We start from the raw sequence: 12,853 nt of genomic DNA, 5'->3' as shown, positions 1-12,853 counted from the left end.
GGTATAATAGTATTCATAGTAAAGAACTAACTGAAAAGAAATGGTGGGATCGATTTGTTTAACTCATATGAAGAAGCGTTGACTTGGATTCACAGTCGTTTAGCCTTAGGAATCAAACCAGGCTTGAAAAGAATGGAATGGATGATGAAAAAATTAGATCATCCAGAAAGAAAATTTAAATCGATTCATGTCGCAGGAACAAATGGAAAAGGTTCGACTGTTACTTACCTTAGAAGTATGTTAGAAGCAGCGGGTCAGACTGTAGGAACATTTACTTCACCCTATATTGAAAGCTTTAACGAACGAATTAGTGTGAATGGAGAACCGATTTCAAATGAAGAAATTTTACGTTTAGCGAATTTAATTTATCCGTATGTGATGGAATTAGATGAAACCCCACTTGGAGGTCCAACTGAATTTGAAGTCGTTAACAGTATGATGTTTCAGTATTTTGGCGAAGGGCACGCTGATGTTGTAATTGTTGAAGTCGGTTTAGGCGGATTAGTGGATTCAACGAATGTTGTGACGCCAATAGTATCGGTGATTACGACCATTGGTTATGATCATATGCACATTTTAGGTAATTCCCTTGCTGAAATTGCCTACCAAAAAGCGGGAATTATTAAAGCTGGTGTTCCTGTTGTTACTGGAAAAATCCCATCAGAAGCCTTAACAGTTATTGAAAAAATAGCGATTGAACAAGATAGTCCGCAAAGTCAATTTGGCAAAGAGTTTTTGGTTTCCAAATGGCAAACATTACCGACATGGGGAGAGCAATTCACCTTTGAAGATGACTATATTTGCCTACGACAAGCTCAAATCTCAATGTTAGGTGAGCATCAAGTAGAAAATGCAGCAGTTGCCCTTGAAGCGCTACGGATTTACAGTCATGAAACAGGATTAGCTGTAGGCCATGAGCAAATGCTAAGAGGACTTAAACGAGCTTTTTGGCCAGGTAGAATGGAAAAAATAAATGAGCAGCCATTGATTGTGATGGATGGCGCCCATAACGAACCTGCAGTGATTCGTTTAGTGGAAACTCTTAAACGTGATTTTCCTGATCAAGATGTTTATGTTTTATTTGCTGCACTAAAAGACAAGTCAGTAGATACCATGATGGCACATTTACAAACGATTCAGAACATGCATTTAATGGTGACAACGTTCGACTATCCTAGAGCGGCTACAGGTGAAGAGTTGGCTGATCAAGTTGTGGGTCCAGTTGAAATAGTAGAAAATTGGCAGACGGGATTAGTTAAATCCATTAACGAAATGGACAGTAGCGATGTGTTGTTGATTACAGGTTCACTTTATTTTATTTCTGAAGTCCGTCATTATTTTAAATCAGAAGAAAACAATTAGAGGAGTTGGAAATTTTGAAAAAAATAGAAGCAGTAATCTTTGATATGGACGGCTTAATTTTTGATACAGAGACTCTTTACTACCGAGCAAATCAAGAAATTTCCGATGAAATTGGTTTAGATTTTACGTATGACTATTATTTGAAATATGTCGGAACATCCGATGAAGAGTTGCATGAAAATCTTTACCGTGATTTTAAAGATGAGGAAAAAGTGGCGCATTTAATTAAAGAAGGCCGCAAGCGCGTGGAAGAAATTGTCAGACGTGACGGCTTAATTATTAAAGAAGGATTCATGGAGTTATTAAATTATTTAGAAGAGAAAAATATCAAAAAGGTAGTCGCTTCTAGTAACTTAAAAGAAATGATTCATCTCTTTATTGAACGAGAAGAGCTGACAGGTCGTTTTGATTACATTGTATCTGGCGATGAAGTGAAACGAGCAAAACCAGATCCAGAAATTTTTGAAAAAGCCTGGTCAGGCTTAGGCGTTGCAAAAGAAAACACACTGATTTTGGAAGATTCAATCAATGGAATCAGAGCCGCATTTGATGCAGGAATTGATGTCATTATGGTTCCCGATCTGATTCCGCCAGGCGAAGAAGCAGTTGAAAAAACACTTGAAATTTATGAAAATTTAACGATTGTAAAAGCTTATATTGATCAACAAAATAAACGTTAATTAAAATAAATGAAACCTCTCTTTTTTGCGAATAGTTATTCGAGAAGGGAGGTTTTTTAATGAGGTTGACTCACAATTTAATCAAAGAAATGCCAAAGTTAAGCCGACCCCGTGAGCGGTTAGAAAATGATGGTGAAAAAGCATTATCTACACATGAATTATTGGCGATTCTACTTAGAACAGGTCCAAAGGATAGTAGTGCAGTGGATTTGTCGATGAGTCTTTTAGCGTCATTTGAAGACTTGTATTATTTAAAAACAGCTTCCTTGGAAGAATTAATGTGTGTAAATGGAATTGGTCGCACAAAAGCAATTGAAATCAGAGCAGCAATTGAATTAGGAAGTCGAATTGCCTTAGCCACTCAAGAAAAAAAAGGTCAAGTAACCTCAAGTCATACAATAGGCAAACGATTAATCAAAGAAATGAAAGACTTACAGCAAGAACACGTGATTACACTTTTTCTCAACACTAAAAACGAAATTATCAAAAAGGAAACGACTTTTGTTGGGGGCTTAAGTCAATCGGTAGCTCATCCAAGAGAAATCTTTAGAGGTGCAGTCCGCTATGCTGCTGCACGGATTATTGTGGCACATAATCATCCATCAGGTAATCCGACGCCATCAGATGCAGATTTTGCATTTACCAAAAGAATGGCAACATGTGGGGAGTTGATGGGAATCGAATTATTAGATCATATTATTATTGGCTCAGATTCTTATATCAGTCTAAAAGAAATGGGAGCGATTTAAATTTAAAATAAATTATGCTTTTTCCTTGTGTAAAAAAAATGAACGTGTTATAATTAATTTAGTGTTTTTGTTAGGTAAAGAAAAGATTGTTTCAAAACATTCCAATTCGTACCGTTAAGCAAGAATATCAAATATTATGTGCAAAACGCACGAGGAGGAATTTCATTATGGAACAAGGTACAGTAAAATGGTTTAACGCAGAAAAAGGTTTTGGTTTTATCGAACGCGAAAACGGTGACGATGTATTCGTACATTTCTCAGCTATCGGCGGAGACGGATTCAAAACTTTAGAAGAAGGACAAGCAGTTTCTTTCGAAGTTGAAGAAGGCGCTCGCGGACCTCAAGCAGCAAACGTTGAAAAAGCGTAAGCTTAACTTAAAAATTTTGAAGAACTGAGTATTTATACTTGGTTCTTTTTTTATGTCAAAAAGGCAAATTAAGTATCAAAAGTTTTACAAAGCGTATAAATATTTAAAATTCTATTAAAATACATACAATATTAATGTTTTATCAATGTTTTTGCAGTATGATGAGTACTGTTACAGCATAATTGGATTTTTTTTGATATACTGTTAAGTGAATCTAAAAATAATAAGATTTTTGATGGATGAATCATGGATATATAGTTGAGAGGATGAAGTAATGTGTTTGGATTAGGTAGTAAGGATATTGGAATTGATTTAGGAACCGCAAATACCATGGTTTATGCAGATGGTAAAGGGATTGTCTTGAGAGAGCCTTCAGTTGTAGCAAAAAACACATCAACAGGAGAAATTGTTGCTGTTGGTGAAGAAGCTAGAAATATGATAGGTCGTACGCCAGGTTCAATCGTAGCCATTCGCCCAATGAAAGACGGCGTAATTGCAGATTATGAAACAACTGCAGCGATGATGAAATATTATATCCAAAAAACAATTGGAAAAACGAGTTCAAAACCATATGTAATGGTTTGTGTACCAAGTGGCGTAACGGAAGTTGAAAAACGTGCTGTTATCGACGCAACTAGAATGGCTGGAGCAAAAGATGCCTTCATTATTGAAGAACCATTTGCAGCAGCAATCGGTGCAGGACTGCCAGTTATGGACCCAACAGGTAGTATGGTTGTAGATATTGGTGGTGGAACAACAGACGTTGCAACTATTTCATTAGGCGGGATTGTAAGCAGTCGTTCAATTAGAATGGCCGGAGACCGTTTAGATGATGCAATTATTCATTATGTACGCAAAAAATACAATTTACTAATTGGTGAAAGAACAGCTGAAGCTGTTAAAATGGAAATCGGTTGTGCCTCTGTTGATAAAGCGGGAGAATATGGCGAAATGAGCGTTCGAGGACGTGACCTATTAACTGGTTTACCAAAAACAATCGAAATTTCTGCCGTGGATGTTTCTCAATCACTTCAAGAAGTGGTAGAAGCAATTGTAGTGGCAGTTAAAGAAACACTTGAAGAAACATCACCTGAAATTTCTTCTGATGTAATTGATCACGGAATTGTGCTAACTGGTGGTGGAGCTTTATTAAGAAACTTATCAGAAGTGATTGCAGATGAAACACAAGTTCCTGTTTTTGTAGCAAGCGAGCCATTAGATTGCGTTGCTATTGGAACGGGTGAATCATTGAAACATATTGATTTATTTAAGAAAAAAGCAAATCGATAAACAGACACCAAAATACGTTTAGAAACTGCGGGGAGTCTACAAACTTCCCGCTTCTTTTCTATTTAATAAGTTAAAACCAACAAGTTTTTTCAAGAAAATAAGTTTATGTAAAATAATATTAGTATTTCAAACGAAATATGGTAAAATAGAGAAGGCCTTCAAGGCAAAGTGGGGTGACGAGTTGCATCAATTTTTTTCAAATAAAAAATTAATTATTTTATTAGTCAGTGTAATTGTTTGTATGGGATTAATTGCCTATTCAATTAAGGAAAGAGCGAAATTACCAATCGTCCAACAATTCACCAATGACATTACTGCCATTACTGGTCGTATTTTTTCAAAACCAGCCAATGGAGTTGTAAGTTTTATTGATTCTGTGGAAGAATTAAAAAATACTTATGAAGAGAACCAATTGTTAAAATCAAAAATTGATAAACTTTATGAAACGCAAGTTGAATTAGCAGATTTAAAACAAGACAATAAAAAAATGCAAGAGCAGTTAGAGTTAACGTCAACGTTGTCTAATTACAATCAAATTACAGGCAGTGTCATTGGTCGAAATCCTGACTCTTGGATTGATCAGATTATCGTGGATAAAGGCAGTAAAAATGGAATTGAAAAAGGGATGTCTGTCATGGCTGGTAATGGATTAGTTGGACGTATAGTAGAAGTGAGTCCAACAAGTTCAAAAGTCCAATTAATTACGACAGTCGATTCTAAGAAGAACCGAGTTGCGGCTTTAGTACAAAGCGAGTCAGGACAAATTCATGGCATTATCAATGGATACGACAAAGAAACAAAACGCTTAAAAATGGACCAAATCACAACAGATGCTGAACCGAAAAAGGGCGACAAAGTTGTAACATCTGGTTTAGGTGGAATTACACCGTCAACATTATTAATCGGTACCGTTGATGAAGTGAAATTAGATGCTCATGGACTATCAAAAGTAGCGTATATTACGCCTGCTGCTGATACAAATGATGTTCGTTATGTAACAATTATTCAACGCGAAGCTGAAAGTGGTGAGTAAATGAATTCAAATTTAAAAAGTTCATTTTTACCACCATTAATTCTTTTCGTTTTTTTCTTACTAGATGGTGTTTTAGCGGCTTTATTTTCAGAAACGTTGTATGGCAGCGACTATATCTTAGTTCCTCGCTTGACAGTGATTTTACTAGTAATGATGTCCTTTTATTTACCGAGAAATAGAATGTTGGTTATCGCGATTCTTTTTGGACTATTATTTGACAGTTATTACGTTGGAGTGTTAGGAATCTATGTTGCACTATTTCCAATTATCGTATACATTACTGAAAAATTAACAAAGGTACTGCACCCAAATCCAATTGTTGTTGGAATGATGTTCATTATTGACTTAAGTTTGGTTGAAACCACCTTATACTTTTTTTATACGATTCTAAAAGAAACGACAATGGATTTTAATACTTTTATGGTAGAGCGACTAGGTCCAACCTTACTTTTAAATGTGGTGATCTTTATTTTCTTGTACTACCCACTGCAAAAACTTATGATGAAGTTAGAAAAAATGTAGGTTTGGTTTTTGGTTGATAACGAAGAATAAGCAATCAATGAAAAGCGTTGGGAGTTGTTAAAGTGAAACAAAGTGTAACGTTAAAAGGAACAAAAGATGGTTTTGTCTTAACTTTAGATGATACAGCTGCAATTGGAACGATTCATGATGAATTAGACCAATTGCTAGCGAACTTATTAGCTGAAAATAAATCAAAAGAAGCAGATAAAAAGGTTATTTCTCTTGAAATTAAAACTGGAAAGCGCCTTTTATCTGAAGCTGAAGTTAATGAATTAACAACTAAAATTTCAACAAATAGTCAATTTCAAATCAAGCAAATAAAGTCTGACGTTTTAACTTATGATACGGCGAATGAGTGGCATGAAGCAAACAGCTTGCAAATGGAAATCCAAACAATCCGCAGTGGTCAAACGTTAACAGCTAAGGGAGATATTTTATTGATTGGAAAGGTTCACCCTGGTGGAAGTATTCGTGCGGATGGAAGTATTTTTATTATCGGTGAGTTGCTAGGTATTGCACATGCTGGATTTAGTGGCGATGATAGTGCAGTTGTTGTAGCTGATTTTCAAACCGATGCACAGATTCGAATAGCAGACAATATTCAGATTATAGAAAACAAAACACATGAAAAAATAGAGTCAAATAGAAAAGAATTTGCGTACATCAATGATTTGCATATTCTTGAATTTGCAACAGTGGAAAAACTAAAAGTGCTGCGGCCTAAAATGGACAAAGTGACAGGGGGATTAATGTAATGGGAACAGCGATTGTCATCACATCAGGAAAAGGTGGCGTAGGTAAGACAACTTCAACTGCCAATGTTGGAACGGCTTTAGCCTTACAAGGAAAGAAAGTTTGTTTAATCGATATGGATATCGGACTACGTAATTTAGATGTGATTCTAGGCTTAGAAAATCGAATCATATATGATATTGTCGATGTCGTTGAAGGTCGAGCAAAATTGCATCAAGCCATTATTAAAGATAAACGTTTTAACGATAATTTATACTTATTACCAGCTGCACAAAATGCAGATAAAAGTTCAGTCAACGGGGAAGAAATGAAAGAAATTGTTGACAGTTTACGTCCAGATTATGACTATATTTTAATTGATTGCCCAGCAGGAATTGAGCAAGGTTTTCAAAATTCAATTGCAGCTGCCGATATGGCAATTGTTGTTACAACACCAGAAATTTCTGCAGTTCGAGATGCTGATCGAATTATTGGTTTACTTGAACAAACAGAAATGGAACCACCTCGTCTAATCATTAATCGTATTCGTAAACGGATGATGCAAGACGGTGAGGTATTGGATATCGACGAAATTACTAAACATCTGTCAATTGAACTATTAGGAATCGTTTTTGATGATGATAGTGTAATCCGTTCTTCAAATAAAGGAGATCCAATTGTATTAGACCCAAAAAATCCAGCTTCGTTAGGTTACCGTAATATTGCGAGACGTGTCTTAGGTGAAACGGTGCCACTTATGTCATTAAAAAAAGAAAAGAAAAACTTTTTTCAAAAATTATTTGGCAAATAAAAAATTCTATGGTATAGTGATAAAAAATAATAAAAGCTTTGAAGAGAAAAAGTAAGAATTAGGACTTTGTAGAGAGATTGCATTTGGTGAAAGCAATTAAGTACTAGTTTCTGAACACACATCTCTGAGCTAGCAATTGAACCTCACCTATTTGGGAGCTGTAAATTGACTCGGGTGTACCCGTTACAGTACTAACGTTTAGTCGTTTTGAACGTGATAAGGCAATTTTCCGTGAGGAAGTTGCAAAAAAAGGTGGAACCACGATACTTGTATAGTCGTCCTTTGATTTTCAATTTGAAAATCAAAGGACTTTTTTTGTTTTCCAAGCGGACTGCAGCCAATTGAAAACAACTATTCTAAATAAAGGGGAGCGAATATAATGAAGATTAAAATGAGTTTAGTATTAAGCATGATTGGAATATGTCTATTACTCTTTGGTTGCGACAATAGCAAAAATGAAAAAAATCAAACTGATGCAACAAAGGAAATTGAAAAAAGTGGCAAGCTAGTTGTTGGGCTAGACGATACCTTTGCACCAATGAGCTATCGAGACAATAAAGGGGAAATCGTCGGATTTGATGTTGATTTAGCAAAAGAAGTAGGAAAAAAACTGAATTTAAAAATTGATTTTCAAGCAATTGATTGGGCGATGAAGGAAACAGAGTTAAACGCCGGAAATATTGATTTAATCTGGAATGGCTACACAATTACACCAGAACGGAAATCAAAAGTTGCCTTTTCAGATGCTTATCTAGAAAATAGTCAATCCATTATCGTATTAAAAAAGAGTGAAATTCAGACAAAAAAAGAGCTAGCAGGTAAAGTGGTAGCTGCTCAACAAGCTTCAAGTGCAGTTGATGCAGTCTCCAAAAAAGAGCTGGCAACTTTTAAAAATAAAGAATTGATTGAATTTCCATCGAATAACGATGTTTTTAATGACCTAGAAAGCAAACGTAGCGATGCCATTGTAGTTGACGAAGTATTGGCTCGTTATTACACCAAATTAAAGGGAGCAGATACCTACCGTACATTGGAAGATACTTTTGGAAAAGAAGAGTATGGTGTTGGCTTACGGAAAAATGATAAAAAATTAAAAATGAAACTAAATGAAGCTCTAAAAGAATTAAAATCAGATGGAACCTACGATAAAATTTATAAAAAATGGTTTGCCGAGTAAAGGATGGATTGAGATGACAATGATAATAGATTTATTACCCTCATTATTAGAGGGTTTGAAAACAACTTTACTGCTATTTGGAATTATTTTAGTAATTACGATTCCATTAGGTTTCTTAGTAGCTCTTATAAGAGTTTATGCACCAAAAGGAATTTCTGTAATCGTTCAATTATATATATATATCATGCGAGGAACCCCTTTATTGCTGCAACTAATGGTTGTGTTTTTCGGACTTCCACAAATTGGCATCACATTGGACAGGTTTCCAGCTGCGATCATTGCTTTTGTGTTAAATTATACGGCTTATTATGCAGAAATTTTTCGTGGAGGAATTATGGCAGTTCCAAAAGGTCAGTATGAAGCTCTAAAAGTTTTAGGAATTGGAAAAATAAGAGGCTATCGTCGAATTATTATTCCTCAAGTCAGTCGAATGGTTTTGCCTTCAGTCGGCAATGAAGTGATTTCTTTAGTGAAAGATACCTCTTTAGTGTATATCTTAGGATTAGGAGAATTGCTAAGAGCAGGTCAAATTGCTTCGAATACCTATGCGTCCCTTATTCCATTTGTAGCAGTAGGAATAATCTATTTATTGATTACGGGCTTGGTGACAGTATTTTTAACTAATATCGAAAAGAAAATCCATTTTTAAAGGAGGTTGAGCGTGATGCTGCTAACTGTAGAAAAACTGACAAAAAAATTTAATGGACAACCTGTTATTCAAGATTACAATTTCACCCTTAATAAAGGTGAAATTGTAACCTTGATTGGGAAATCTGGAACAGGCAAAACAACATTGATGCGTTTGATTAATCACTTGGAAAATGCAGATGCTGGTAATATTCGAATTGGCGATACTGTGCTATGCGAAATGAAACAAAATGGAATCATCGAGTATGCAAGTAAAAAAACAATCTGCAAGTATCATAATCAAATTGGCATGGTTTTTCAAAATTATCAATTGTTTCCCAATTTAACTGTTCTTGAAAATTGTATCGAAGCCCCATTAGCTCAAAAAATTGACACGAAACAAAATTTAATAAAAAAAGCGAAAGAATTGTTAAATCAAGTAGGTTTAAATGAAAAAATAGCAGCGATGCCTAGTGAATTATCAGGAGGACAACAGCAACGAGTAGCAATTGCTAGAGCTTTAATGTTAAATCCAACAATTCTTTGCTTTGATGAACCAACTTCAGCACTTGATCGAGAATCAACGATTGAAATTGGAAAAATGATTCAAGAAATAGCAGCCGATGGTACGGGAATATTAATTGTGACCCATGACAATGAATTTGCAAAAGATATTGGAACAAGAGTTGTTTGCTCAGACGAATTCCTTGATAATCACTAGATTCGCGAAAAAAGATTGACCTATTGAATCAAATTTGGTATGATATTACTGTTGTAAATGTGTAGCACCACAACTACAACCGCGCGGGAATGAGTCTTAAGTTCACACTTGTGACGCTCACAACGGCGAGTCTAAGTCTAATAAGGAGGTGCGAATAAATGTACGCAATTATCAAAACTGGTGGAAAACAAGTTAAAGTTGAGGTAGGCCAAGCAATTTACGTTGAAAAATTAAACGTTGAAGCTGGTGAAACTGTAAGCTTTGATGAAGTAATCTTGGTAGGTGGCGAAGAAACAAAAGTTGGAGCTCCAACAATCGCCGGAGCTACTGTTGAAGGTACTGTAGAAAAACATGGTAAACAAAAGAAAGTTACTACGTATAAATACAAACCTAAAAAACATACTCACCGTAAACAAGGTCACCGTCAACCGTATACAAAAGTTGTTATTAATGCAATTAACGCTTAAGAAAAGTGGTGTTCGATATGATTCAAGCATTATTCAATCGCGATAGCGATGGAAATCTAGTTTCTTTTGAAGTAACTGGACATGCAGAGTCAGGACCCGAAGGCAGCGACATTGTCTGTGCAGCTGTTTCGGCATTGACTTTTGGAGCAACAAATAGTATTGAAGCTTTAGCTGGTTTCCACCCCTTAGTGGATATGGATGACGCAGTGAATGGTGGACATTTATATGTTGAAATTCTACAAGACATTACCGGCGAACAGTTTCATATTGCTCAGATTCTTCTTGAGAGCTTGCGTCTATCGATTCAAGGAATTACAGAAGAATATCCTGAGTATGTCAAAATGAATTAACAACCAATTAATTTACCAGGAGGTGCAACTCATATGTTGAAAATGAATTTACAATTCTTCGCCCACAAAAAAGGGGGCGGTTCTACTACTAACGGACGTGACTCTAACTCTAAACGTTTAGGCGCTAAACGTGCAGATGGTCAAACAGTTTCAGGTGGTTCAATTTTATACCGTCAACGCGGTACTAAAATTTATCCAGGTGTTAACGTTGGTATTGGTGGAGACGATACATTATTCGCTAAATGTGATGGTGTCGTTCGTTTCGAGCGTAAAGGTCGCGACAAAAAACAAGTTTCTGTGTATCCTGCAGTTGCTCAATAAGCACGAATTCAAAAAGCTCTTCTACTTGTTAGAAGAGCTTTTTTTTATCAATCAATTCAATTAAGGGAGGAAATCGATGAGTGATTTAATAACAGGGATTGTAGGAATAGGTTTAGTTTTTGGTATTTTTATTATAGGGATCATTGCGTACATCAAACTATTGATGTGGGTTTATTATGATGCTAATGCACGAAATATGAACGGCACATTAATTGTTGTACTGGTGGTTCTTTTTCAATTAATTCCAGGGTTAATAGTGTATCTTATACTTAGAAAACCAGTGCATGATTTTGGATACCAAAATTCAAGAAATAGCCAGTTGTGGAAATCTTCTTTGAAGTATTATGGTATTTTATTTTTATGCCTGTTCATTGCTAGTTTGTTGAGCTTTTTTGCTATGACAAACTGAAATTAAAAAAAGAAAATAACCAATTAGTTTGTAAAAAAATTTTTATTTTGAAAATTTTAACGAAAGATGAGGATTGCGCTTGAAACCTTGCCCGTTATTCGTTAAAATGGTACAGGGAATACTACTTCACAAAACAGTTATGTTATTAGTGGAAATAACTAACCCAAGTAAGATGAAATAGCGATATAGTAATGAAATGAGGTTGGAAAAGTGCCCCAAATCGAGATTGAAACTTTGTTCAATAAATTGGACACATCGGTTAAATTAATACAATCAGAGCTGGATGTTTCGTACTTAGAAGCCCTTTTAGAAACTGGTGAAAATATTTTTGATGGACGTGTTGCAAGACAAGTTGATGGTTTGCTCACTCAAACAGTAATTGAGAAATTAACAAACTTGTATCAAACATTGCCTATTGATTCTATGGAGCCAGAAGAAATTCGTAAAGCCTTTCAGTTAGCTTTATTAAAAGGAGCAAAAACAGACAATCTGCAAGCAAATCATCAAATGACTCCTGATGCGATTGGATTTATCATGAGTTACTTAATCGAAAAAATGATAGGAGATACAACAAAATCAATTCGACTTCTTGATCCTGCTGTTGGTACTGGAAACTTACTTTCCACAATCAGTAATAGTTTGAAACTTAAACATGTAGAACTAGATGCAGAAGGTATTGATATCGATGATTTATTGCTTTCGTTGGCAGCTGTTTTAACAGGGCTACAAGGTCAAACTATCAAATTGACACATCAAGATGCGATTCAAGATCTATTAGTAGATCCAGTTGATGTAGTAGTAAGCGATTTGCCAGTTGGTTATTATCCGGTAGATGAACGTGCAAGCGCGTTTAAAACAGCGGCTAAAACTGGTCACTCATACGCTCATCATTTAATGATTGAACAAAGCTTACAGTATTTAAAAGAAGGTGGCGTAGGTGTCTTTTTAGTTCCTACACAACTGTTTGAAACAGAAGAAGCCCCTGCATTAACAAAACTAATTCAAGACGTCAGTTACTTACAAGGAATGTTGAATCTTCCTAAAGAGTTATTCAAGTCTGAAAATTCACGTAAATCAATTCTTTTGGTTCAGAAAAAAGGTGGAACTGCTAAACAAGCTAAGCAAGTGTTACTAGCAGAAATTCCAGACTTTAAGAATCCCAAAGCGATGGTTCATTTTATGAACGAAGTCGATACTTGGAAAAAAGAGAATATTTAATATAACCCAAAAGGAG

General features: G+C 35.4%; 17 protein-coding genes and 2 other annotated features. All 17 genes read left to right on the top strand.

Annotation, left to right across the window (positions count from 1 at the left end):
• Positions 1-54: 54 nt before the first annotated feature.
• The 17 genes from AC07SW_RS01945 (at position 55) to AC07SW_RS01865 (ending at position 12,837) form a co-directional block, all read left to right on the top strand.
• Positions 55-1,362: a bifunctional folylpolyglutamate synthase/dihydrofolate synthase gene (locus AC07SW_RS01945; RefSeq protein ID WP_494632149.1), complete on the top strand. Its 1,308-nt coding sequence runs from the start codon at positions 55-57 to the stop codon at positions 1,360-1,362.
• A gap of 14 nt (positions 1,363-1,376) precedes the next feature.
• Positions 1,377-2,042, top strand: a complete 666-nt coding sequence (locus AC07SW_RS01940) for an HAD family hydrolase (protein ID WP_135018655.1) — start codon at positions 1,377-1,379, stop codon at positions 2,040-2,042.
• A 59-nt stretch (positions 2,043-2,101) separates the two neighbouring features.
• Positions 2,102-2,791, top strand: a complete 690-nt coding sequence (gene radC / locus AC07SW_RS01935) for a RadC family protein (protein ID WP_119908189.1) — start codon at positions 2,102-2,104, stop codon at positions 2,789-2,791.
• Positions 2,792-2,958: 167 nt separating this feature from the next.
• A complete protein-coding gene (locus AC07SW_RS01930; RefSeq protein ID WP_034569143.1) occupies positions 2,959-3,159 on the top strand; it encodes a cold-shock protein in 201 nt (66 codons plus the stop codon).
• Between the two features lie 276 nt (positions 3,160-3,435).
• A complete protein-coding gene (locus AC07SW_RS01925; protein WP_034569146.1) occupies positions 3,436-4,449 on the top strand; it encodes a rod shape-determining protein in 1,014 nt (337 codons plus the stop codon).
• Between the two features lie 181 nt (positions 4,450-4,630).
• Positions 4,631-5,482 carry a rod shape-determining protein MreC gene (mreC, locus tag AC07SW_RS01920; protein WP_119908188.1) on the top strand — a complete coding sequence of 284 codons (852 nt, stop codon included), beginning with the start codon at positions 4,631-4,633 and terminating at the stop codon, positions 5,480-5,482.
• Complete coding sequence (mreD, locus tag AC07SW_RS01915) at positions 5,483-6,004, top strand: rod shape-determining protein MreD (protein ID WP_034569150.1); 522 nt, start codon at positions 5,483-5,485, stop codon at positions 6,002-6,004.
• 62 nt (positions 6,005-6,066) lie between these two features.
• Complete coding sequence (locus AC07SW_RS01910) at positions 6,067-6,759, top strand: septum site-determining protein MinC (RefSeq protein WP_034569153.1); 693 nt, start codon at positions 6,067-6,069, stop codon at positions 6,757-6,759.
• Positions 6,759-7,547, top strand: coding sequence for a septum site-determining protein MinD (minD, locus tag AC07SW_RS01905; protein WP_034569156.1), 789 nt, complete (start codon positions 6,759-6,761; stop codon positions 7,545-7,547). Before AC07SW_RS01910 ends, minD begins: the two co-directional genes overlap by 1 nt.
• Before the next feature lie 29 nt (positions 7,548-7,576).
• Positions 7,577-7,833 (top strand) — a binding site (T-box leader).
• A 93-nt stretch (positions 7,834-7,926) separates the two neighbouring features.
• Positions 7,927-8,724, top strand: coding sequence for an amino acid ABC transporter substrate-binding protein (locus AC07SW_RS01900; protein ID WP_135023968.1), 798 nt, complete (start codon positions 7,927-7,929; stop codon positions 8,722-8,724).
• A gap of 13 nt (positions 8,725-8,737) precedes the next feature.
• Entirely contained in the window at positions 8,738-9,373 is a 636-nt protein-coding gene (locus AC07SW_RS01895) for an amino acid ABC transporter permease (protein WP_193553846.1), read from the top strand.
• Positions 9,374-9,388: 15 nt separating this feature from the next.
• Positions 9,389-10,072: an amino acid ABC transporter ATP-binding protein gene (locus tag AC07SW_RS01890; RefSeq protein ID WP_119908185.1), complete on the top strand. Its 684-nt coding sequence runs from the start codon at positions 9,389-9,391 to the stop codon at positions 10,070-10,072.
• A gap of 67 nt (positions 10,073-10,139) precedes the next feature.
• Positions 10,140-10,215: a sequence feature (ribosomal protein L21 leader region), on the top strand.
• A 15-nt stretch (positions 10,216-10,230) separates the two neighbouring features.
• On the top strand, positions 10,231-10,539 hold the full coding sequence (gene rplU / locus AC07SW_RS01885) for a 50S ribosomal protein L21 (RefSeq protein WP_034558575.1): 309 nt from the start codon (positions 10,231-10,233) through the stop codon (positions 10,537-10,539).
• Between the two features lie 17 nt (positions 10,540-10,556).
• Positions 10,557-10,889 carry a ribosomal-processing cysteine protease Prp gene (locus tag AC07SW_RS01880; protein ID WP_119908184.1) on the top strand — a complete coding sequence of 111 codons (333 nt, stop codon included), beginning with the start codon at positions 10,557-10,559 and terminating at the stop codon, positions 10,887-10,889.
• A 33-nt stretch (positions 10,890-10,922) separates the two neighbouring features.
• On the top strand, positions 10,923-11,210 hold the full coding sequence (rpmA, locus tag AC07SW_RS01875) for a 50S ribosomal protein L27 (RefSeq protein WP_034569165.1): 288 nt from the start codon (positions 10,923-10,925) through the stop codon (positions 11,208-11,210).
• Between the two features lie 76 nt (positions 11,211-11,286).
• The gene (locus tag AC07SW_RS01870; RefSeq protein ID WP_494632146.1) at positions 11,287-11,619 is read left to right on the top strand and encodes a hypothetical protein; all 333 of its coding nucleotides are present in this window, start codon (positions 11,287-11,289) and stop codon (positions 11,617-11,619) included.
• A gap of 210 nt (positions 11,620-11,829) precedes the next feature.
• On the top strand, positions 11,830-12,837 hold the full coding sequence (locus tag AC07SW_RS01865; RefSeq protein ID WP_119908182.1) for a class I SAM-dependent methyltransferase: 1,008 nt from the start codon (positions 11,830-11,832) through the stop codon (positions 12,835-12,837).
• Positions 12,838-12,853 lie beyond the last annotated feature (16 nt).

This window comes from Carnobacterium sp. GW821-FHT04C06 (assembly GCF_059420345.1).
The sequence above is the reverse complement of the archived record's forward strand: the minus strand, read 5'-3'. Positions and strand labels throughout refer to the sequence as shown.